Here is a 21,369-nt window from a genome sequence, read left to right as displayed (position 1 = left end):
ACACTACCTTAAAAAAATCAATAAAGAATTGCTCATTACTAACAATCGCATTTTTCTGATGGAAAAAATTTGTGATTGTATCATAAATAAATTTCCGATAAAATTAAAAAAATAGAAGGGAGTTTTTTCATGCAAGTATACTTAGTAGAGAGTACCTGGGGTTCCAGTCGCTTAAACGTAAAAATAAATGAGGCGTTAAAAGAAATAGACACCCAGGGATTTGAAATTGTCGATATTAAATATCAACACAGTTTTTGGGGTTATTCGGCAATGATTCAATATAAATAATCAGCTTTTAATACTACATAACGTGTGTAGTATTTTTTTGTATCTTTTTAAGCTATTTTAGTTTATTATAAAAATATACTTAAATTAACTTAATAGAGATGGTGAATTTTATGAACCAGCAAAAAAGATTACAACTCATCATGGATCAATTGGTAAAAGAAAAGTCATTGAGTTTACAAGACATTATTTCGCTGACTGGTGCTTCTCGTGATACCACCCGCCGAGACATGATTAAGCTTGCTGATAATCAATTAGTTACCAGAAATTACGGCGGAATTAGCCTAAAGGATTCCTTCAACAAAATCGATAGCTTTTTAAATCGCACCAACAATTTGACTCAAATAAAAAAAGAGATTGCCAAAAAAGCTGTAACATTCATCACTCAAAATCAAACTCTTTTCTTTGATGTCTCCACAACCGTTTCTTTAATGCCTCAGTTTCTACCTACAAAAAAAGAGTTGTACACTCTTACAAACGGGCTAGATATTTCCGATCAATTACTACGCAATACTCTCTATCAAACGACAATGCTAGGAGGAAAGCTTAATCGTGAAACACGGGCTGTTACTGGCGGGCTACCTCTTTTAGAACTATCGAAATATACAATTGAGGTCGCCTTTCTTAGTTGTGCCGGAATCGACGAAAAAGGCATTTATTATGCCCATGATGAAGACATTGCGATGAAAACCTTGATTCGCCAGCAAGCTAAAACAATCGTACTTCTTTGTGACCATACCAAAATTGGTTTGACCCATAACTTTTTAGTCTATCCTTTTAAAGAAATTGATTTTCTAGTGACCGATCAAAAAATCTCTAGAGAATTAGCAGAAAAAATTGGCAAAAATAAAATTATCTATACGAAGGAGTCGGAAAATGTTTAAAACTATCTTATTCGATGTTGATGGTACCTTGATTGATACTGCTTATGTTATGACCCATTCCCTGCAAAAAACCTTACTGGAAGAAATGCAACTGTCAGTAGAAATTGATGATTTAAACTATGTTTTAGGAATTCCTGGAAGAGCTGCTTTGGAAGAATTTACCGCTGATGAAGCAGAATTGGAAAAGCTGTTAAAAGCATGGAATAAAAATGTCTTATTGTACGCTGAACACGTGTCTGTTTATCCTGAGATTGAAGAAATTTTAAAAAAATTAAAAGCTGCAGGAATTAAAATGGGGGTTGTTACCTCTAAAACCAGTAACGAAATGAAAACTGAATTTGATATTTTTAATCTGAATCACTATTTTGATGTTTTTATCACGGCATCTGATACTGAAAATCACAAACCTCATCCTGAACCGATCCAAAAAGCGATTGATTTGTTGTCCGTCGAAAAAGGTGAAACGATTTATATTGGTGATTCGTTATATGATATGAAAAGTGCCAAAGCTTGTGGGATAAAATTTGCTGTTGCTAATTGGGGGGCATTGGATTTAGCGATGTTCACAGAAGCAGATTACTTTTTAAAAAAACCATCCGATTTATTAAATTTAATATAGATAAAAGATCACAAAAAGTCAGCTAAACAATTGACTTTTTGTGGTCTTTTAATAGATGGTCATCGTTCCGTCAGGACAACGCAAATCTAATTGTTGTTTGCCTGAGTTAAAATCGTTCAAATCCTGTTCAGTATCAAGAAACTCAGCAGAAGTCTTTAATTTTAAATCAGTTGGCTTGGTTTTAAAAGACAAATCGATCTCGCCATTTTTGGTCTCGATGCTGGCATTTTCGTGTGCACTAATTTTATTTAAATAAATATCACCAGTGGAACTTTCAATCTTGGACTTAGCTAAATTGACTCGATTCAAAGAAATATCACCTGATTGAGTAGTCACTTGATAATTTTTATAATTATTCACAGGTATTTCGACAGTTAGCTGACTATTATTTTTAAAACTGAAACCACCGAATAAGCCATTTTTTGATGTTCCTTGTTGAATTTTCAAGGTGCCATCGACTAATTTCGCTTTTGCCCCGTCACCGTGATTTAAGTTTTCGGCTGAAACTTTGATTTGTTGGCTATTTGTTTCGACTAAATTTACATCCCACTCTTCCGTATCAATTGAGATCATTTCAACCTCAGATAAATTAAAAATATCATTTTCTTGTGAAGATGACACTTGATTCCAAACGAAAAAGCCGGCTACAATCATTAAAATCCCACTGATTATTAACATCTTTTTATTCATTGTCTTCCTCCTATAAAATATCTTGGTTATTGATTTGTCGAAATGACAAATAAGCAATCAATAATCCTACACAAGCTAGTATCACTGGTACCACCAGCATTTGCCCTAAATTCACCGTAGAACTACCATCAGACACTGTCGCATTCACTAATAATCCAATAATGACACCCCACGTAATTGTGGTAGAAGTGGATTTTTTCTTCATGCCAAAATATAAAGGAATCAGACTCAAACAAGCAGTCATTAATGAAACTAACGCCAGACTTGGAATTGTTTCTACGATATCCTGGCTGGTCATAGCTTTTGGAAATAATTCTAAAGTTGGATTTAACAATAAAGTCAGACAACTGATCACCAACGTCGCAAATAAAATACTGAGAAAGCAAAAGCCAACAATTAAATATAATTTACTTTGCATTACCTTCAGACGATTAACCGGATGAGTAAATAGAACTTGAATGGTCTTATTTTTGTATTCATCCACTACTAAACGAGACAATAAAACCGCTGAGAAAATCACAAATACTACTCTAATGATAATATTTACAAAAGACATATAAGTTGTAAAATCAGTGAACATTAACTCCGACTGACTTTTTGAAACAATCGCCATAAAAGCCGTAACTGCAAAAATCACAATTGTGCTGATCACGGTTGTTTTAATATATTTTGCCAAATGATTTTTCTGCCATTCTAGTTTCATTATTTTTATCATTTTTTATTTCCCCTTACCAATCATATTTAAGAAGTATTCTTCCAGAGATTCTTGATTTTGTTCTATTTTCAAAATACGGATATCTGCTTTAACTAACATTTGAGTGACTAGTGATTGATCGACTTGCTGGTCATAGATTTGGATCCTGCTATGTGTTTGTTGCATATCTTGAATACCTAACTTTGTTTGTAGGATTTCTAATGCTTTTTCTGGTTGATCGACTTCTACCATCAAATGAGAGGTATTTTGTGCCCGTATATCTGACATTCTGACTTCTTTTAATAGCTGACCTTGATCAATCACACCAATCGTATCAGCAATCCATTCAATCTCAGATACAATATGACTAGAGATTAAAATAGTCATCCCCTTTTCTTGCTTTAAATACAATAACAATTCACGAATCTCCTTGATACCAATCGGATCTAGACCGTTAATTGGCTCATCTAAGATCAATATTTTCGGTTCAGTTAAAATTGCACGGGCGATTCCAAGACGTTGGCGCATTCCTAATGAAAATTCTGTGACTAACTTATTTCTTACTTGTTCTAAGCCAACAATTTTTAAAACTTCTGAAATCTTGGCGGAAGAAGTTTTACCCATGTATTCTGCGTGAAGAGATAGATTTTCCTCAGCCGTTAATTGCTGGTAAAAAACCGGTGTCTCGATAATATTGCCAATATTTTTGAGATACTGATAAGAGTTTTTCTGAATCAATTCATTTTCTACCCGAATTTCTCCTGTGGTAGGTTTAATTAAATTCAAAATCATTTTCATGATGGTGGTTTTACCCGCGCCATTTGGTCCTAAGAAACCGTAAATTTCTCCTTCTTTAATAGTCATATTGACTCCAGAAACTACTTGTGTAGCTTTAAAATTTTTACTCACTTGATTAATTTGAATCATGCCTGTCATTTTTTCTCCTCCTCTTGCTTGAACCTAGCATAGCTAAGAAGTATTAGAGAAAATAGCTTACTTCATAAACGGTCAGTCAACTTGCCTGAACAGCAAAAAACCAGCAAAGTTTTTCAACTTTACTGGCTGATTTTCTGAGCAACTTCTTTCATCAAACGGCGTGATACAAGGCATTCATCCCCATTTGGAAATAACACCGTTTTATTGCTGCGGTCAAAAGATACGACATTAGCTAAATTAATAATAAAAGCCCGGTGGCAACGCATTAAACGCTGATCCATGGCCTCAATCTCTGCTAATTCTCCATAAAATTCAAGCATTTTTTTTGCCGTCACTAGCCGTAATTTATGAGACGTCCCTGTCGTTTCAAAATAATAAATATCTGAATAAGGTACTTGTAGATTACTGTATTTGTTTTTAAGAATAAAAGCATCATCACTGACACTTTTTTCGATCCTTTCCTCAGCAAGTAGTAAACATTCTCGAATCTCATTTCTAATGTCTACAGCGGATTGGTCCTTTTCAATAAAATCTAAAGCTGAAACCTTATAAGAAAAAGTCAGCGGTGCCATTTCAGAATGAGTTGTTATGAAAACAATCGTTCCAAAAGGATCCTTCTTGCGGATAGCTTGGGCGACTTCTAAGCCGGTTTCTTTATGGTCTTCAATCTCCATATCTAAAAAATAAAGATTATGGCGACTGGCTAAGGCAATTTTTTCTAGTATGATTTCTGGCTTTGCAGTGACAATCAGATGCTGATAGACAATTCTTTCTTGTTGGCACAGTTCTTTAATGGTTCGTTGTAGGTTTTGTTGCTGAATTAAATCATCTTCTAAAATAAATATATTCACTTTTTGTCCCCCATAATTTTTAACACTTGTGAAAACTTCATCGTTTCACTGCTAGTTTCTAGCCAAACATAAGGAGTTTCATCCAGTAACATTTTTACAGTGTATAAACCAATCCCGCGATTCATTCCTTTAGAAGAGTAACCTTTGTCGGCAATTTTTTTAATATTCACCATCTCAGGACTACTATTTTCGATCACAATTATTTGTGTGTCATCCTCTTCAAAAATTGCTAACTTCAACCAAGGATTTTCAGTTAACTCTGCGGCTTCAATCCCGTTGTCCAATAAAATTGATAGTATTCGAATCAAAGACAATAAATCCATATTAAATTCGGTAATTGGTGCAACTACTTCAACTTGCACCTCAATATTTTGCTGTTTGGCCATCAATAGTTTGGCTGAAAGTAAGCTTTTAATTTCTGGAACTAGAATATTACTCAATCGAGCAATCATAAAGTGATTATTTTGGAAATTTTGCTTAGTTGGCGCAATCACAGTCTGATAAGTCTGCGTAATTTTTTGTATATTTTCTTCTCTGATACCGTCATCCAAACTACTTAAAATATTGATATAATCATGCTTGAAATGATTCATTTCTTCATATAATGCTTCGATGTGTTTAGTGTATTCTTGCAATTGGCTCAATTGTACTTCTTTTAAGGCGTTAATTTCTTGTTTTCTTTGCCGTTGATAAAAGGTATTTAACAAAAGCAGTGAAAAAATCACCACCATAAATAAACTCATAATAATTAAGTTGTTCCACCAAGTACCTGCTTGATTCTGATTTTCCACCGTCAAAATTGTGTATAGTAAGCCAGTTACCGAAGCTAAAATTAAAGTCAAAATTCCCATCGCAAAATTACTCACTTGCCGCAAAGACTTAATGGCATAATCTGGCAGCCAATGATTCAAAGCCGCCAATATCAAATAATTTAAAATTGCAGGGGTAACTGCAACTGATAAATACAAGAAGTCTCGCGGTAAAAAATCCAAAGTCGAAAATAAATACTCAAAAGGTTGGGCAACGATATAACCTAAAAAAGAATTCATCAGTAAAGCATATAATGCGTAAAAAACAATAATAAACTGAAACTTCCCTTCTTTTTTTAAGCCAATCAAAATAAACAGCACAAAAAAAAGCAAGGCGCTCCAAACACCGAATCTATTACTAAAAATCAAACCTAAACCAATCATCATTAAAGGATAAATAATGAATTCTCCAATGGTAAATGAATAAGCCGAAACTTTTTTAAAAATCAAAAAGAAACTTACAATCTGAATACAGACAATCAAGCTATAAATTTTCCCAACCTCCCCTCGCTACTTTCAATTAAGTATAGCAGATAAAAACAATCCCTTCATTTTTCTGCATTTTTTTACAGTTAATACAAGATAGTTTTAAGGTGCTACGCTATACTGAAGATAATTATTTTAAAGGAGTCTTTATGAAAAATTTGCCAAATATTTTAACTATCAGCAGAATAATATTAACCATTCCATTATTCGGACTGCCTTTTTTTAGTGTCACTTGGCTGATACTTTATTATCTTTGTGGTCTGACAGATATGGTAGATGGCTGGCTGGCTCGAAGGTTTGACTTCATTTCTGAAAAAGGGGCTATATTAGATAGCTTAGCCGATTTCATTTTTGTCTGTTCTTTACTGCTGATGGTTATCGTTCAAGCTTTGTTTCCAATAAATTTTCTACTATTTTTATTGCCAACTTTTTTTGTTAAAATTTTATCACTTCTTATTGGGTTTTATAAGTTTAAAACTTTGGCATTATTACATACTTATCTAAACAAACTAATGGGTCTAACAATTTTTATACTATTTCCTTTTTCTCTAAAATATGCGACAATTTTCTATAGTTTAGCTCTTTTAAGCGTAGTTCCAGCAATCGAAGAGTTATTTATTCTGATTAAATCAAAAAAACTTGATTTAAATAGCAAATCTATCTTTCAAAAGGAGAATAAAATATGACTTTAACTTGGCGTTTAGCTGAAAAAAATGATGAAGCAGCCTTAATCAATTTATGGCGGGACTCCGTCAGAGCCACCCATGATTTTTTATCAGAAACAGATCAAACAACCATCGAAAAAAATTTACCTCACTATTTCGAACATGTTCAATTAAAAGTTTGGCAGGAAGAAAATCAGTTGATTGGTTTTTCTGGAACTGCCGAACATAGTTTAGAAATGCTATTTCTATCACCAGAATACTTTGGACGAGGATATGGTAACCAAATTTTGCAACAACTAATGGAAGATGATGGTATCACCAAAATTGATGTCAACGAAGACAATCCGCGGGCGTTACGTTTTTATCAAAAAAATGGTTTTAAGGTAGCTAGTCGTTCGCCACTTGATGATGATGGACGACCTTATCCGATTTTACATCTTGAAAAAGCATGAATGAAGTAACAGCTTCATTCATGCTTTCCTTTTTTGGAGATCCCAATGCAGCTACTACTAAAAAAGCTACCCAACATTTTTGTTGAGTAGCTTAATTTTATTCGATTCCTTTTGCTCGTTCGCGTTTGGCAATCATTGGTAAAATCATCCCTAAAGCGATTAAAACAAATGGCGTAATAATATTTGAAGCTAATTGGAACATCCAAGAACCTGGGTTTGCAGCGTATTCGATTTTTGGAATCATTCCTAAAATACAAGCAAGTGCTGTAAATAAGAAACACCAAAGACCAACGACAAAGGCAATTTTCGGATTCTTAATGAATTTGTATTCAGAGTTGAATTTTTTCGCTTGTTTAACCAACATCATGTAGGCGAAGAATACCCAAACGTAACGCATCGGCATCACAACTGAGTTTAAGTTAGTCAACCATTTAACCAATTCACTCATGTTTTCAATACCAAAGATTGGCAAGATGATGATAATAATTACTAAGACACCCGTTAGCAAATATCCATTGACTAGAGTACCTTTGGCATTCCGTTTTCTTAACCAACGAGGAACAAATTCTGGATCTGCATCATTTAATAAAATTTTCAATGGTGCATCGATTGAAAAGGCTAATGCAGCAGATTGTCCAGCTGCATTTGCTAAACCATAAATAATCATAAATAAGTTACCGACACCAAAGTAATTTCCTAAGATTTGGAAAGCGCTATATGCCCCGTTTGCCATCAAATCATCGGGAATATTGTTGCTGTCAAACAACATAGCCATTGCTACTGAGCCTAGAATAGCACTGATTGCAATCATTAATGCCATAAAAATCATGGCTTTCGGGAAATTTCTAGCGGGACGATCAATTGCATTTACATAAGGTGAAATCTTTTCAGCCCCACCAACCGCAAATACCAGCATCGAAATCGTTGCGAAATAACCTAAGTTAAAATCTGGTATATAGGTGCTGGCGCTAGTCAAATCTGGCGTAGCTGCTTCAAAACCAGGAGTAATGAATGGTACAGCTACTGCTAAAATGATAAATAGAATTGACATCACCAACATCGCTGTACCGGCCAAACTTCCGATAAATTTCAAGGTATTCAAACCTTTTGTTGATAGAAATAGGAAAATTAAAAATATAACTAAAGAAATAATTGCTACGGTCTGGACGCTCATATTCGTCGCCACATTGCCGTTGCCTCTAAATACCCAACCTAACGCGATTAACACTGATTGCGGTTTTTGCGCTAAATAAGTGATGTGCACTACCCAATAAGTCCAAGCCGCATAATAAGCTAACCTTTTCTTACCAGTCGTTTCTTTTACCCACGAGCTTACCCCGCCGGAACTGTCTTTGAATGTAGAACCCAATTGTCCGACAATCAACGCATAAGGAATAAAGTAAAGTACCATGATTAAAATCCATGATGTGACTACCGAAGTACCTTGTTGCGCGTAGTTGTTTACGACATTACCAAAGCCCCATACCATACTAAAGGCAATCATTGATACCGTAAACCACTTGATCCGTTTGTTCTCCTCCATTGTCCATACTCCAATCTAATGTTTGTATTTTCACATGAATCTCTTGAAACCGCTTACTACACTGGCACCTCCCTCTTCTCATCATAATTCTAGTATAATTCTTTTTGATACCGTTTTCTGAAACTTATAGATTTTTCATCAAATATTTCTTTAAAATTCATAAAAAAATCAGAGGAATTTTGCCGTTTTTCCATTATCACTGTTTCTAATGGCCAAAACGCTAGTTATCTTTTGTATGATTTGACCACAGAAATTTTGAGCTTCGCCTGCTGTTTAGTTCAAAATTTTGCTACAATCAAAGTAAATAGTACACAACTACAAATTTTAATTTAAAAATTGGGAGTTTTTATCATGGCATTTATTCCTATCGACATAAAAAACTGGGATCGCAAAGAAATTTTTGACTATTATTTCCAACAGCAAACTACTTTCAGTTTGACCAAAGAAATTGACGTAACTCCCTTATATCGCTATCTAAAAAAACACGAATTTTCTTTTTATGCTGGTTTTCTTTTTTTAATCATTAAGATTACCAATCAAAAAGAGAATTTTAGAATGGCATTGAACCCTGAGGGAGAACTGGGTTATTACGAAACGGTAAATCCCATGTATACTTTATTTAATAAAAAAACGACAAAGTTTTCATGCTTGCTAACTGAGTACACTGGAGACTTTAAAGAGTTCCATCGGCAATACCAAGCTGACGTAGCAAAATATGGCAGCAGTAAAAAACTTTTCCCACAATCAGAACTACCTGAGAATGTCATTAATCTTTCGATGATTCCTTGGACCAGCTTTTCTAGTTTTAATTTAAATATCGGTAACAATCCTGATTATCTGTTGCCGATTGTTACAGCAGGACAGTTCATTTTTTCTGCTGATAAAGTTTATTTGCCGATTGCTTTACAAGTCCATCATGCAGTTTGTGACGGCTATCATGCCGCAGAATTTTTAAATATTTTTACTGAAATGGCAAGCAGACCGAAGGAATATTTATAAGTAGTAGCACAGTATAAGAAAAGTTATTCAATAAGAAACCCCATCAACCGCGAAATTGATGGGGTATTTTTGTAAAGCTTTTAATTAGAGGTTTTCTTTGAAAAAATCAACGGTCTTTTGCCAAGCGTCCAGCGTCTCTTCCATGACTGTGACATTGTTTTTTTTTTTTATAACGATTATTAGGCTGAAACGGCAGTGTTAACATATGTCCGCTATTGGGATAAAGCGCTAATTCAAATTTATATGGAAACTGATTTAAATTTAAACGATTTTGAATCATCAGACTCGCCGAATATGCCGGCCAAATTTCATCTTTTATAGCGGAAATTAACAAGATATTACCTTTAATTTTTTCTACTGGAATTTCTGCCTCCATCTTTTTAGTGTTGTCTGGATACTCTTTCCCCTTAATTTTTGCAAGAATTGCACTACCAAATTTATAAGGGACATACTGAATTGGCATTTTTTGAAAAGTCCAGCTAGATTTTTTGGCTGGTAAATGTTGCTTAATTCCTTCGTAAACTACATTTGTTGGAGAATTTGCTACGACACATTTAATTTTTGCGAAATAGCTAGCTGCCAAAAGTGCAAACTCTGCCCCTTTTGATCGACCGTAAATCCCGATTCGATCTTTATTCACTTCCTCTTGCAACGCTAAAAAATCAAGCCCTTCTTCAATTATTTCTAGCGGTATTTCAGCTAAATTAACGGCTAGATCATCTAGACCAAAATAACTAATAGCCAGTGTTGCAAAACCATGACTAGCTAGTAATTGTGCGATAGCTTGAGCTTTTTCAATACCGCCCTCACTACCACTTACAACAATAATTGCAGGTAAATTAGTTGCCTCTTTAGGATAAAAATATCTTCCTTTACAAGCAGAAAAAGCGACTTGCTTAAATGCTATTTTTTCATTCATAAAATATCGTTCAATCACACATGAATCAATTGGAATTTTGTCTAAATAAACTTCTAGTTTGATTGAAAAAGCTGCATTCAATGAAATATTATCTAAATTAGTTTCTTTCTTTTGCTTAGTGATTTTCTTTGCTGACAAAAAAGACAGACATCCCATAGGGGAAACACCTTGATAGCTTCCAGAAATAGCTGGAGCTGTATTTAAATCTAAATTACCCTTTTCATCACTCAAATATTTATTTTCAGCAATCCACTTAGTTTCAGTCGAATAGTTTAAAGGTGCATTAATACAATAATAAGGACCCTTTGTTTCTGTCCGAATCATCATTTCTGTACAGGATGGCAAATCTTTCAGCTTCAAATTTATTATTGCATCAGCCGCTGAACTAGTTTCAGTTATCAAAAAATGCTTATTTTCCATTTACTTTACCTTCATTGATCCAAGGAAGTTCGGTCCAGACTTTTTCAACGCTCTTCATAAAATCAATAATTACTTGTAATTGTTCCTCACTGTATTGCTTAACAACATCGTTTAGTTTTTCCTCTAGGTAATGCTGTTGCGCTTGATGGGTAGCGTATATTTCTTCACCTTTGGGAGTCAAAGATAAGCGAACGGCTTTATTATTTTTCTCCGTTGTCTTACGTTGCAGAAATCCTTTTGTCTCCAATTTTTTTGTCAATTGAGAGGCGGCACTGCGAGAAATCTCTCTTAAAAGTGCTAAACTGTTCACATTGATTTCCGGTTGCTTACCAATCAAGACAATGGTGTGGATTTCTGCCAAATTCAAATCTGAAATAACATGTTGTGTTTTCTCTAATTCTTTATACTCTGTCATCAAATGATTAAATTGCTGTAATAATTCTATATTCATTTCTTCTCCTTATTGTTAAGTCGCTTTACAATAAGTTATCATAATTATTTTTAATGTCAATCTCTGATTTTATTAATCTACTCTATTTCATCAAAAAAACTGAGGAAAATCTCCTCAGTTTGGTTACTCCACAATATCTGTTGAGGCGGCTAGTTCTCTTTGTGCTTCAAAGGCTGCGATTCTTTTTTCCAAAACTTTAATCGTATCATTTAATGCTTGGGAACCTAACATTAATCGTAAAGGCGCTGGTGTGACTTCGACACTTTCAATCATTCGACGGACCATTTTTGTCGGATCACCCACTGCCAAACCATTATTTTTATCTAACATCGACAAAAAGGCATGAGCAGGATTGCCGTTGTATTCTGTCATTAAATTAGCCACCTGGGCACTACCATAACGAAATTCTGTTCGAGCACCACCTGGTTCCACAATAGTCATTCCAACATTAAAAGGCGCCATTTCTTGGGCAACAGATTCTACAAAACCTTCAATCCCCCATTTTGCAGCATGATACATTGAATTGCCAGCAAAAGCGACCTGTCCGCCATAACTTGAGATTTGGATGATGCGTCCAAATCCTTGTTTACGCAAATAGGGTAACACTGCTCGAATCAAATAAATTGAACCAACTAAATCAGTATTTAAAATTTTATCTACTTCATCATCCGTCAACTCTTCAGCAGCACCAAACAGTCCATAGCCTGCATTACTAACAACCACATCAATTTTACCTAATTTATCAAAAACTTTTTGAACTAAAGCTTGGACTGCTTTCGTATCAGTCATATCTAAAAACTTACGAAAAAAAGTATCTGGATAGTTATTCATCAATTCCTTCACATTTCTATCATTTCGAACGGTTCCGACAACCGTATCGCCTTTTTCCAATAATTGTTTGGTCATTTCCAAACCAAAACCGCTGCTTACACCTGTGATTAACCATGTTTTACTCATTATTATTCCTCCAATTAAGATGCCACACATTGACTAGGATCAAAGCAAGGCAATTTTTCTTCTATTTTTTCAACAAATTCTTGATGATGATCAATTCGTTCCGATAAAAAATTTAATGTGGTAGTTAGTTCGTCAATTTTATCCACTAATAACTTTTTCTGTTGTTGCAATATTTCTTTACGCTCAATTTCTTTATCTTCATGTTTCCGATATAAGGCAATATAATTTAAAATACTATCAATCGATAATCCTGCTTGCCGTAAATCTTTCGTAAATAAAATCCACTGCAAATGATTTTGGTTAAAATCACGAATCCCTCCACTAGTTCGCGTAATCGGTGGAATCAACCCGATTTTTTCATAATACCTTAACGTATCAGCGGTTAAAGCTGTTTTTTGACTGACTTCTTTTATATTCATTTTGACTCCTTCCTTGGATAAAAAGATCATATTCATTAGCTATTCTGATTGACTACTCTTAGTATTTTACCTGTTTTATTTGATCAAACAATTTCGAATACTAATCTCATGGATAAGTATAACTAATGCAAAAAAAGAAGCCTTTAAAAGACTTCTTCATTCGTAATGATTAATTTTTTCAATATTGCAGCGAATTCTTCGATAAAATAATTGGTTCGCTCTTTTTTCCAAAAGGCACAATAATTCCGCACTACAGCTTGATGGTTTTTTTCTAAGGGAATACGTCTAATGGAGATTTCGGTTGGAGTCAAGGTACCCACGCTTTCGATTGGTAAAAATCCTTGATTCCCTGCCACCATTAAACGGCCTTCAGCTAAATTCTCGGCAAATAAAAATTTGCCACTAAAGCCTAATGTATCTCGGTAAAAATTTTCTTCATGGCTTTGCTGCTCTTTTGAAGTAATTAAAATACAGGGCAATTGCGCTAATTCATTTATTTCAATTTTGTCTTGCTGACTCAAGGGATTTCTAGCAGAGATTTCCACAAAGGTTTTGGGCTGAATTAATTCAAAATTCACGTACTCTTCCGAAAAGGCTCGGCGTTGATCACTTAAAACAATATCTACCGTATTTTGTCGTAGCTCTTGATATAATTCTTCATGGGTTCCATTAATTATATTGATGGCGATCTCTGGATAAATTTCGTTGAAGTCGGCGATTGCTTGATGTAATTCTTGACCTCCATAGACTCTTAAATAGCCCACCCGCAATTGGGTTTCGGGATCTTCACCAATCATTTTAGTTTCTTTAACCACTCGATCGATTTGTGCCAATAATTGTTGACTTTCTTGATAAAAATATTGACCTGCTGGTGTCAAAGAAAATTTGCGGTGTTGCCGAACGAACAAATCTACTCCCAACTCTTCTTCTAATGCTCGAATCTGTTGAGAGATAGCAGACTGGGAAATAAATTCTTCAGCAGCTGCTTCAGTAAAACTATTTTGATTGACAACTGAAACAAAATACCGCATTTGTTTAAACAACATGACCTCACCTCTTTTGTTTCATTATAGCAAAATCAATTAATAAAAAGAGGGTTTAGCAAAATCAGTATCTGGTTCACTGACGCCGAAGCTAGTTTTTCGATATTTATTTGGGTCAGATACAATATCCAAAATTAATTGAGTAACTGCTTCACGAGAAACTTGAGCACCAATAAATGGTTCACCTTTTTGGGTAATCATATAATTCAAATTACCGACTTCATTATATAACCAAGTCAGACGAAGTAAACTATAATCCAAACCAGATTTTTCAAAAATTTGAGCTGATTTTTTGTGGCGATTGGTTCCTGTTTGACCGACCATTCGGGCATTCCATTTGCCAAAAGGGCCAGCTACTTCATCATAAATTCCTAAGATAGTCGCACCAATTAAGAATGGTTGTCCAGCTTGTTCAGCAGCTTTGACAATTACCTCCGTCGCTTCAGGGGAATTCATATCATTTAAATAAATGAAATCTGCGCCCTTCATAGCTTCAACTAATTTTGCTTCTTCATTAAAATCACCATCTACAATCTTTACACGATTTTCGTCAGGATTCTTTAATCGATTTGTTGCATTTCGGGCGTATAATACTAATTCAGCATCGCTTTCTTGAATCAATCTGGTAGTCAACATTCTGGCAATTTGACCTGCCGCTCCTAAAATGATTATTTTCATCATATTTCCTCCAATTTCTTAATTAAAATTAGCATATCACCTGGAGTAAACTCCAAGTCAATCATCTTTTTTTTAATTCAAAAAAAGTGCCTGCTGGCCCATTTGCTGATAAATACTGGCTAAATCTTGATAACTGATTGCACGATTTTTTCACCATATGGGTCATTAAGATAGACTGTTTGACTGCTTTCATCAAATCCAGTCACCACTATCGCATGAATCAGTGGCGTGACCGTCAACTCGGCCTCGGCTGTCGGCCATGGTAGAAAGTCTGATGCCGTTGGTACCTGTAAATCAACCGTTGCCAGCATCCAAACTGGATTGCCTTGTGCAACCTGATTCAAAACTTTATCAAAAGACAAATCACCATTACTAGTAATAATTTTTTCGTCAGTCACAACTTTTTTTGCCAATTCTTCAATCGGCTCTACAAAAACACCCATGGCTTGTCGACCTTCCTTAATATTACCTACAAATCCTAAATGAGGATTGCCATACTGATTACTACCAGTTCTAAAAGATTGATAAGTCAATTGATCGGCCAATTGATTTTTATTGACGCCGTAACCATAATAATTTAACAGCATTGACAAAGCAGTAACTTCGCAACCATTTTGTAACCTTTCGCCTTCAAATTGATTTTCCAGTGGTACATCTAATAAAACCTGTTGAGAATTGATTGGATTTTTGATAGTTGTTTGTTGACTCTTTGTCGTATTGGAATAAACTTGTTGAAAATTTCCGCTTAAAGCTACCAATATCAATGGTAAACTTAGTAAAATTATTTTTTTTATACTACTCAGCTCTTCTCGATTTTTTTTGAGTTTACACCTTCGAGCTAACTTTAAGTCAAGTAAAAATAAAAAAAATGTTATAATTTGAAAAAGAGGTGGTTGGATGAAAGATTTATATCAAAATTTTGCCCAGGATTATGACGAATTTGGCGAAATTAGTGCGTATTTAGGAGCAGAAGAGCTGTTCTTTGAAAAATTATTTACTGAAAATCAAGTGGAGACTGTTTTAGATTGTGCTTGTGGAACAGGTCAGCATCTTTATATGTTGAATAAGCTAGGTTTTCAAATGATGGGTTCAGACTATTCACCAGCTATGTTGGCAGTAGCCAGTAAAAATTTAACCGAGCGTAAAACAAAAATCCCATTGCGCCAAGCCGATTTTCGTTTTTTAGAGGATGCTTTTAATGAAACTTTTGACAGTATTATTTGCTTAACCACTTCCCTGCCTCATCTTCACAGCGATGAAGATTTACTTACAGCCTTAAAATCTATGTATCAACGATTAAATCCAAATGGTTTATTGGTTTTAACCCAAGGAATGACCGATTTCACCTTAGCTTTGCCACCAGTTGAAGTCGTCGTTAATCGACCTGATTTTTCTCGAATATTTATAAAAAGTCATGATGAAAATTTCCAAAAAATTCAAGTATTAGATTTATATCACAGTCCTGAAAGATTAGAAGAAAATCAATATGACATTATTTACAAAATTATTTTAGCTGCTGATTATCGCAAATTATTACGTCAAGCTGGGTATTCAGATGTCCAAATTTATGGTGATTACCAAAAAACAGCTTATGATAAAAATAGCCCTCGAATGATTGTTGTGGCACGGAAGAAAGATTGAAACATTTTGTTTCAATCTTTTTTAGTTGACAATGGAAACTTTCTACTTTATATTTAGTTGACAAAGTAAACTATTTAGAAAGGAGTTTTCTTTTGGAGACTGAAGAAATTAGAAGATTTAATCGATACTATACAAGAATCCTCGGCGTTTTCGACAAAAATGTTTTTGATTTGGATTATTCGATGTTAGAAATGCGGATTATTGGAGAAATTGGTCGGAATATTGGTATCACGGCAAATGAATTAACCAAATGTTTGAATATTAACAAAAGTTATTTGAGCCGAATTTTAAGTAAATTAGAGAAAGCTGGTTATTTAAAACGCGAAAAGGATGCTCAAGATAGCCGGATCTTTCACCTATATTTAAATGATCAAGGGTTAGAATTAAATCAATATGTTGAGGCCCAATCTGATCAAAAGGTTATTGATTTATTAACGCCACTAACTGAAAAAGATATTTCGGAATTAAAAGCTGCTATGAAAAAAATTGAAGAAATCCTATATCAAGTTGTGCCAAATGAATTGGAGGAAAAGAATGATTTCATTTGAAAATGATTATTTAGAGGGTGCTCACGAAAGAATTTTGCATCGTTTAATTGCAACAAACATGATTCAAGAAGCTGGTTATGGTGAAGATGATTTTTCTGCACAAGCAGCTGAAAAAATTAAATCAGCTATCGCATGTCCAGATGCAACGATTCGATTTTTAGTTGGTGGAACACAAACCAATCAAATAGTTATTGATTCGGTATTACAACCATATGAAGGAGTTATTGCAGCCGAAACCGGTCACATCAGTACACATGAAGCAGGTGCCATAGAGTTTAGTGGTCACAAAGTTTTGAGTTTACCAGCTAAAGAAGGAAAGATTAAGGCTGAGGACGTGGATAATTTGGTGGAAACATTCTATCAAGATGCCAATTACCAACATATGGTCTTTCCTGGTATGGTATACATTTCTTATCCAACCGAATACGGTACTTTGTACAGTAAAAAAGAACTAGAAGCTTTAGCAGCTGTCTGCCAAAAACACAAGATACCTTTATATTTAGACGGTGCACGCTTAGGGTACGGTTTAGCAAGTCCTTCAGCAGATGTTACGATTCAAGATATTGCTAGACTTTGCGACATATTTTATATTGGTGGAACAAAAATTGGTGCTCTTTGCGGTGAAGCAATTGTTTTTACTAAAAATAATGAACCAAAAAATTTTACTACTTTAATTAAACAGCACGGTGCATTACTAGCTAAAGGTCGTTTAATTGGCATTCAGTTTTTGGAATTATTTTCGGATAATTTATATTTTGACATTAGTCAACACGCCATTGATATGGCAATGAAATTAAAGACGGGAATGTTAGCTAAAGGCTATCAACAATATTTAAATTCTCCTACTAATCAACAGTTTTTCGTAATGACTAATGAAAAAATCAATGAACTACAAGAAAAAATTAAATTTGCACGTTGGGAAAAATACGACGACACACGACAAATTGTTCGCTTTGCTACTTGCTGGGCAACAAAGGAAGAAAATATAGATGCATTACTAGCTCTACTATAAATTTTTACCAAAGGAGAAAAAATGACAACCGAACTTTATTTAACAGATAGTTACCAAATGACTTGTCCAAGCGAGATTATCTTTATCAGTCCTGATCGGAAAACCGTCGCACTAAATCAAACGATTATTTATCCTGGCGGAGGTGGACAACCAAGAGACATTGTTTCACTATGGATTGATGCCGCCGAATATTCGATTGAAGATATTACTAGAGATCAAGATTATAGCTATCTATATCATTTGGCTGAGGCTTTACCTGAAAACGTACAAGAAGTAACAATAAAAATTGATGCTGCTTACCGCTTAAAAAACATGCGTTACCACACTCTCTTACACTTAACTTCTGGATATTTTTACAAACATTATGGTGCTTTAGCTACTAGTAATCAAATTGAAGAAGACCATGCCCGTTTAGAAATCAAATTTCCCGAAGAAACTGTGCCTGAGAAATTAGAAAAAGAATTTTTACAAGCAGAACTGGAAAAATTAATTCAAGCAGATTACCCTGTGACGATTGAACATACCACCCGCGAAAAATTGACTGAAAATCACGACTTGGTGCGCACTTACGTTAATTTAGTGCCAGAATTTATTACGGATATTCGCTTAGTCAAAATTGCAGATGTCGATGTGCAAACTTGCGCTGGAACACATATAACTAGTACCAAAGAAGTTGGTCAAATTTCTGTCGAGCAACTTAAAAATAAAGGTCGTTTGAAAAAAAGAATCAAAGTTACTTTAATTTAAAAAACAACCACCGAAAAAAATTTTCGGTGGTTGTTTCATTCATTCAATTGTGAAAAGGTAATCTCAACATTTTGGTTCAAATTCCTTAACATATCTGCGCCTTGATCAATTTCACCTAAAATAACTAAACCTTCTCCGTATCTAAAATCTTGATAAAAAATTGCTAAATTCTCCCAAGGTGCATAATAAGCTAGCTGTCCTGACTGAGCTGCTGCTCCGCTGGGTGAACCGTCAATTCGTAAACTTTTTGGTAAGTCAGCCACCTTTTCAGTCTGATTAAAGTCTGACAAAGTTAAATCAAGTGGCATCATTTGATAAAAATCTATTGCCGCCTGAGAATTATTTAAGGAGATGGTATAATTCTGCTCGTTTATTGTTAGCAAAAGTCGCATTACATTTTCCTCCAAATTATTTCGTGATTGAATCGTTGCTGTTTGAGATGTACTCTCCTCAATATTTTCATAGGTATTTTGATTGACAGTACAACCTGACAATAGTAAAAACATAAGTAAGAATAACCTTTTCAAATAGTGACCACCTTTCTGACTTACTTTTTAAGTGCTAACAATTGTTCTTGGTGAGAAATGATTTCAGTCAAATGAAATATCTCTGCCTCAAATTGATAGATAAAAATACAGCAATTGTCGATAGTCGCCACTTTTCTTTCTGTCAAACTATGGGTCTGCCAATATTCTCGAAATCTGCCACAAAAGGCACCGTGACTAACAATTAGGATCTGCTCTCCATCTTCTTGCATAATTTTTTGACAGATTTCAATTGCTCGTTGCTGAAATGCTGTTTGGGACTCACCTCCGTAAGAAACAAAAAAATCATTATAGGGTAGAGGTGGATTAATCCGCTCGTTCTCTCCTTCTAGCCTACCAAAATGCCATTCCCGCAAATCTTTTAAACAAGTAGAAGGCTGATCCGTTATGAGTGCCAACGTATCACGCGCTCTTTCAGAAGTGGACGAATAAGCTTTATCAAAAGTCAGCTGTCTTTTAGCAAAATAATTTTTTACCGTTAATGCTTGCTGAATACCTTTTTCAGTCAAAGGGGCATCACACCAACCTTGGATTTTATTTTGCTGATTAAATAAGGTTTCACCGTGACGTACTAGATATAAAGTTTTTATTTAAAACACTCCTTTACAAAAAGGTTGCACCTTAAATTTAAGATACAACCTAATCTGTTTTTATAAAACTTCTCCATTTGAGGCAATTACTTGGCGATACCAGTCAAATGATTTTTTCTTTGAACGTTTCAAAGTACCGGATCCATCATCTTGTCGATCGACATAAATCATGCCATATCTTTTACTCATTTGTCCTGTGCTCGCTGAGATTAAATCAATGCAACCCCAAGTGGTATAACCCATTAGCTCAACCCCATCAATTTCAACGGCAGCTTTAAACGCTTCAATATGTTTTTTTAAATAATCAATCCGATAATCATCTTCAACATAGCCGTTTTCATCTGGTGTATCGATAGCCCCCAGACCATTTTCTACAATAAATAATGGTTTTTGATAGCGATCGTATAATTGATTCAATGAATTGCGTAATCCTAAGGGATCAATTTGCCAACCCCACTCAGTCGACGGTAAGTTATCGTTTTTAATTGAAGCAAAAATATTTCCAGTTGCTTGCTCATAATCTTCAGAATGGGCACTGACAGTTCGTGAACAATAGTAAGAAAAAGTCACAAAATCAACTGGTGCAGCTGCTAAAATTTCAGTGTCTTCTACCGCCATTTGAATATTCAACTTCTCTTGCTCAAATTTTTTCAGTGCATAATTCGGGTATTTCCCACGAGCCTGCACATCAATGAAAAAGTATCCTTCACGGTCTCGTCTAATCGCTTCTTGATAATCTTCTGGCCGACAAGTATATGGATAATGACTACCACCTGCCAACATACAACCCACTTGATTTTCTGAATCCACCTCATGAGCTATTTTGGTCACTAATGCGCTGGCAACTAATTGATGGTGGGCCGCTTGATATTTTATTTCTTCTTTATTATCGCCTTCTTTAAAAACAATCCCACCGCCAACGAAAGGTTGATGGAGTAATATGTTGATTTCATTGATAGTCAACCAATATTTTACTAATCCTTGGTAACGTTTTAAGACAGTTTCAGCATAACGGGTATAGAAATCTATCAATTGACGATTTTTCCAGCCACCATATTCTTTCACTAAATGAATCGGAACATCAAAGTGTGCAATTGTTACTAACGGTTCAATCTTGTGTTTTCTTAGTTCTTTAAATATTTCTTCATAGAAAACTAAGCCAGCCTCATTTGGTTCTAGCTCATCTCCATTTGGAAAAATGCGTGACCAAGACAACGACATCCGATACACTTTAAAGCCCATTTCAGCAAATAATTGGATGTCTTCCATATAACGATGATACATATCAATCGCTTCTTGCGCTGGATAATAATAATCTTCTTGCCATTCCAACATCTCTAATTCGCCTAAACCGACTGCTTTACGATCTTCGCCGTAAGGTAACAAATCGATATTAGAAAGTTTGCGTCCACCTTCTAAGACACCACCCTCAACTTGATTCGCAGCAGTTGCGCCACCCCATAAAAAGTTTTTATCTAAAGCCATT

General features: G+C 34.8%; 26 protein-coding genes. 10 read left to right on the top strand and 16 right to left on the bottom strand.

Going from position 1 to position 21,369, the window contains the following annotated elements:
- Positions 1-129 precede the first annotated feature (129 nt).
- From ID741_RS18620 to ID741_RS18610, 3 genes are all read left to right on the top strand, one after another.
- Positions 130-288, top strand: a complete 159-nt coding sequence (locus tag ID741_RS18620; RefSeq protein ID WP_218327177.1) for a hypothetical protein — start codon at positions 130-132, stop codon at positions 286-288.
- 110 nt (positions 289-398) lie between these two features.
- Positions 399-1,169: a DeoR/GlpR family DNA-binding transcription regulator gene (locus ID741_RS18615; RefSeq protein WP_438721165.1), complete on the top strand. Its 771-nt coding sequence runs from the start codon at positions 399-401 to the stop codon at positions 1,167-1,169.
- Positions 1,162-1,788: an HAD family hydrolase gene (locus ID741_RS18610; protein ID WP_438721164.1), complete on the top strand. Its 627-nt coding sequence runs from the start codon at positions 1,162-1,164 to the stop codon at positions 1,786-1,788. The genes ID741_RS18615 and ID741_RS18610 overlap by 8 nt, the downstream gene beginning before the upstream one ends.
- Before the next feature lie 48 nt (positions 1,789-1,836).
- Here the strand turns inward: ID741_RS18610 and ID741_RS18605 are convergent, their stop codons facing one another.
- The 5 genes from ID741_RS18605 to ID741_RS18585 all read right to left on the bottom strand — a co-directional run bounded on the left by ID741_RS18605 (position 1,837) and on the right by ID741_RS18585 (position 6,218).
- Positions 1,837-2,478 carry a DUF4097 family beta strand repeat-containing protein gene (locus ID741_RS18605; protein WP_438721163.1) on the bottom strand — a complete coding sequence of 214 codons (642 nt, stop codon included), beginning with the start codon at positions 2,476-2,478 and terminating at the stop codon, positions 1,837-1,839.
- A 10-nt stretch (positions 2,479-2,488) separates the two neighbouring features.
- Positions 2,489-3,193 carry an ABC transporter permease gene (locus ID741_RS18600; protein ID WP_438721161.1) on the bottom strand — a complete coding sequence of 235 codons (705 nt, stop codon included), beginning with the start codon at positions 3,191-3,193 and terminating at the stop codon, positions 2,489-2,491.
- A 3-nt stretch (positions 3,194-3,196) separates the two neighbouring features.
- Positions 3,197-4,108, bottom strand: coding sequence for an ABC transporter ATP-binding protein (locus ID741_RS18595; protein WP_438721160.1), 912 nt, complete (start codon positions 4,106-4,108; stop codon positions 3,197-3,199).
- Positions 4,109-4,227: 119 nt separating this feature from the next.
- Positions 4,228-4,959, bottom strand: a complete 732-nt coding sequence (locus tag ID741_RS18590) for a LytTR family transcriptional regulator DNA-binding domain-containing protein (protein WP_218327183.1) — start codon at positions 4,957-4,959, stop codon at positions 4,228-4,230.
- Positions 4,956-6,218 (bottom strand): sensor histidine kinase, encoded by a 1,263-nt coding sequence (locus tag ID741_RS18585; RefSeq protein WP_438721159.1) that lies wholly within the window; start codon positions 6,216-6,218, stop codon positions 4,956-4,958. The genes ID741_RS18590 and ID741_RS18585 overlap by 4 nt, the downstream gene beginning before the upstream one ends.
- Positions 6,219-6,403: 185 nt before the next feature.
- Here ID741_RS18585 and ID741_RS18580 point away from each other — a divergent pair, with 185 nt between their 5' ends.
- The gene (locus ID741_RS18580; RefSeq protein ID WP_438721158.1) at positions 6,404-6,940 is read left to right on the top strand and encodes a CDP-alcohol phosphatidyltransferase family protein; all 537 of its coding nucleotides are present in this window, start codon (positions 6,404-6,406) and stop codon (positions 6,938-6,940) included.
- Entirely contained in the window at positions 6,937-7,371 is a 435-nt protein-coding gene (locus ID741_RS18575; RefSeq protein ID WP_438721157.1) for a GNAT family N-acetyltransferase, read from the top strand. Before ID741_RS18580 ends, ID741_RS18575 begins: the two co-directional genes overlap by 4 nt.
- A 97-nt stretch (positions 7,372-7,468) precedes the next feature.
- Here ID741_RS18575 and ID741_RS18570 read toward each other — a convergent pair whose 3' ends face one another.
- Entirely contained in the window at positions 7,469-8,914 is a 1,446-nt protein-coding gene (locus ID741_RS18570) for an amino acid permease (protein WP_218327187.1), read from the bottom strand.
- A gap of 351 nt (positions 8,915-9,265) precedes the next feature.
- Here ID741_RS18570 and catA point away from each other — a divergent pair, with 351 nt between their 5' ends.
- On the top strand, positions 9,266-9,913 hold the full coding sequence (gene catA, locus ID741_RS18565; RefSeq protein ID WP_438721156.1) for a type A chloramphenicol O-acetyltransferase: 648 nt from the start codon (positions 9,266-9,268) through the stop codon (positions 9,911-9,913).
- Between the two features lie 106 nt (positions 9,914-10,019).
- Here catA and ID741_RS18560 read toward each other — a convergent pair whose 3' ends face one another.
- The 7 genes from ID741_RS18560 to ID741_RS18530 all read right to left on the bottom strand — a co-directional run bounded on the left by ID741_RS18560 (position 10,020) and on the right by ID741_RS18530 (position 15,564).
- On the bottom strand, positions 10,020-11,252 hold the full coding sequence (locus tag ID741_RS18560) for an acyl-CoA thioester hydrolase/BAAT C-terminal domain-containing protein (RefSeq protein WP_438721155.1): 1,233 nt from the start codon (positions 11,250-11,252) through the stop codon (positions 10,020-10,022).
- The gene (locus ID741_RS18555) at positions 11,242-11,703 is read right to left on the bottom strand and encodes a MarR family winged helix-turn-helix transcriptional regulator (RefSeq protein WP_438721154.1); all 462 of its coding nucleotides are present in this window, start codon (positions 11,701-11,703) and stop codon (positions 11,242-11,244) included. The genes ID741_RS18560 and ID741_RS18555 overlap by 11 nt, the downstream gene beginning before the upstream one ends.
- A gap of 123 nt (positions 11,704-11,826) precedes the next feature.
- Complete coding sequence (locus ID741_RS18550) at positions 11,827-12,660, bottom strand: SDR family oxidoreductase (RefSeq protein ID WP_438721153.1); 834 nt, start codon at positions 12,658-12,660, stop codon at positions 11,827-11,829.
- 14 nt (positions 12,661-12,674) lie between these two features.
- A complete protein-coding gene (locus tag ID741_RS18545) occupies positions 12,675-13,079 on the bottom strand; it encodes a MerR family transcriptional regulator (RefSeq protein WP_438721152.1) in 405 nt (134 codons plus the stop codon).
- 143 nt (positions 13,080-13,222) lie between these two features.
- Entirely contained in the window at positions 13,223-14,125 is a 903-nt protein-coding gene (locus ID741_RS18540; protein ID WP_438721150.1) for a LysR family transcriptional regulator, read from the bottom strand.
- Between the two features lie 36 nt (positions 14,126-14,161).
- A complete protein-coding gene (locus tag ID741_RS18535) occupies positions 14,162-14,800 on the bottom strand; it encodes an NAD(P)H-binding protein (RefSeq protein WP_438721149.1) in 639 nt (212 codons plus the stop codon).
- Positions 14,801-14,919: 119 nt separating this feature from the next.
- Positions 14,920-15,564 carry a C39 family peptidase gene (locus tag ID741_RS18530; protein ID WP_218327195.1) on the bottom strand — a complete coding sequence of 215 codons (645 nt, stop codon included), beginning with the start codon at positions 15,562-15,564 and terminating at the stop codon, positions 14,920-14,922.
- A gap of 133 nt (positions 15,565-15,697) precedes the next feature.
- Here ID741_RS18530 and ID741_RS18525 point away from each other — a divergent pair, with 133 nt between their 5' ends.
- The 4 genes from ID741_RS18525 to ID741_RS18510 all read left to right on the top strand — a co-directional run bounded on the left by ID741_RS18525 (position 15,698) and on the right by ID741_RS18510 (position 18,748).
- The gene (locus ID741_RS18525) at positions 15,698-16,441 is read left to right on the top strand and encodes a class I SAM-dependent methyltransferase (protein ID WP_438721148.1); all 744 of its coding nucleotides are present in this window, start codon (positions 15,698-15,700) and stop codon (positions 16,439-16,441) included.
- 92 nt (positions 16,442-16,533) lie between these two features.
- A complete protein-coding gene (locus ID741_RS18520) occupies positions 16,534-16,989 on the top strand; it encodes a MarR family winged helix-turn-helix transcriptional regulator (RefSeq protein ID WP_438721147.1) in 456 nt (151 codons plus the stop codon).
- A complete protein-coding gene (locus tag ID741_RS18515; protein WP_438721146.1) occupies positions 16,976-18,001 on the top strand; it encodes a threonine aldolase family protein in 1,026 nt (341 codons plus the stop codon). Before ID741_RS18520 ends, ID741_RS18515 begins: the two co-directional genes overlap by 14 nt.
- Before the next feature lie 21 nt (positions 18,002-18,022).
- Positions 18,023-18,748, top strand: a complete 726-nt coding sequence (locus ID741_RS18510; protein ID WP_438721145.1) for an alanyl-tRNA editing protein — start codon at positions 18,023-18,025, stop codon at positions 18,746-18,748.
- A 35-nt stretch (positions 18,749-18,783) separates the two neighbouring features.
- Here ID741_RS18510 and ID741_RS18505 read toward each other — a convergent pair whose 3' ends face one another.
- The 3 genes from ID741_RS18505 to ID741_RS18495 are packed head-to-tail and all read right to left on the bottom strand — an operon-like array spanning position 18,784 to position 21,368.
- Positions 18,784-19,275 carry a cyclophilin-like fold protein gene (locus ID741_RS18505; RefSeq protein WP_438721144.1) on the bottom strand — a complete coding sequence of 164 codons (492 nt, stop codon included), beginning with the start codon at positions 19,273-19,275 and terminating at the stop codon, positions 18,784-18,786.
- Positions 19,276-19,295: 20 nt separating this feature from the next.
- A complete protein-coding gene (locus ID741_RS18500) occupies positions 19,296-19,883 on the bottom strand; it encodes a histidine phosphatase family protein (RefSeq protein ID WP_438721247.1) in 588 nt (195 codons plus the stop codon).
- Positions 19,884-19,943: 60 nt separating this feature from the next.
- Positions 19,944-21,368 (bottom strand): 6-phospho-beta-glucosidase, encoded by a 1,425-nt coding sequence (locus ID741_RS18495; RefSeq protein WP_438721143.1) that lies wholly within the window; start codon positions 21,366-21,368, stop codon positions 19,944-19,946.
- Position 21,369 lies beyond the last annotated feature (1 nt).

The sequence above is a fragment of the Enterococcus sp. AZ103 genome (assembly GCF_051714685.1).
In the GTDB taxonomy this organism is placed as follows: Bacteria; Bacillota; Bacilli; order Lactobacillales; family Enterococcaceae; genus Enterococcus_A; species Enterococcus_A alishanensis.
The sequence above is the reverse complement of the archived record's forward strand: the minus strand, read 5'-3'. Positions and strand labels throughout refer to the sequence as shown.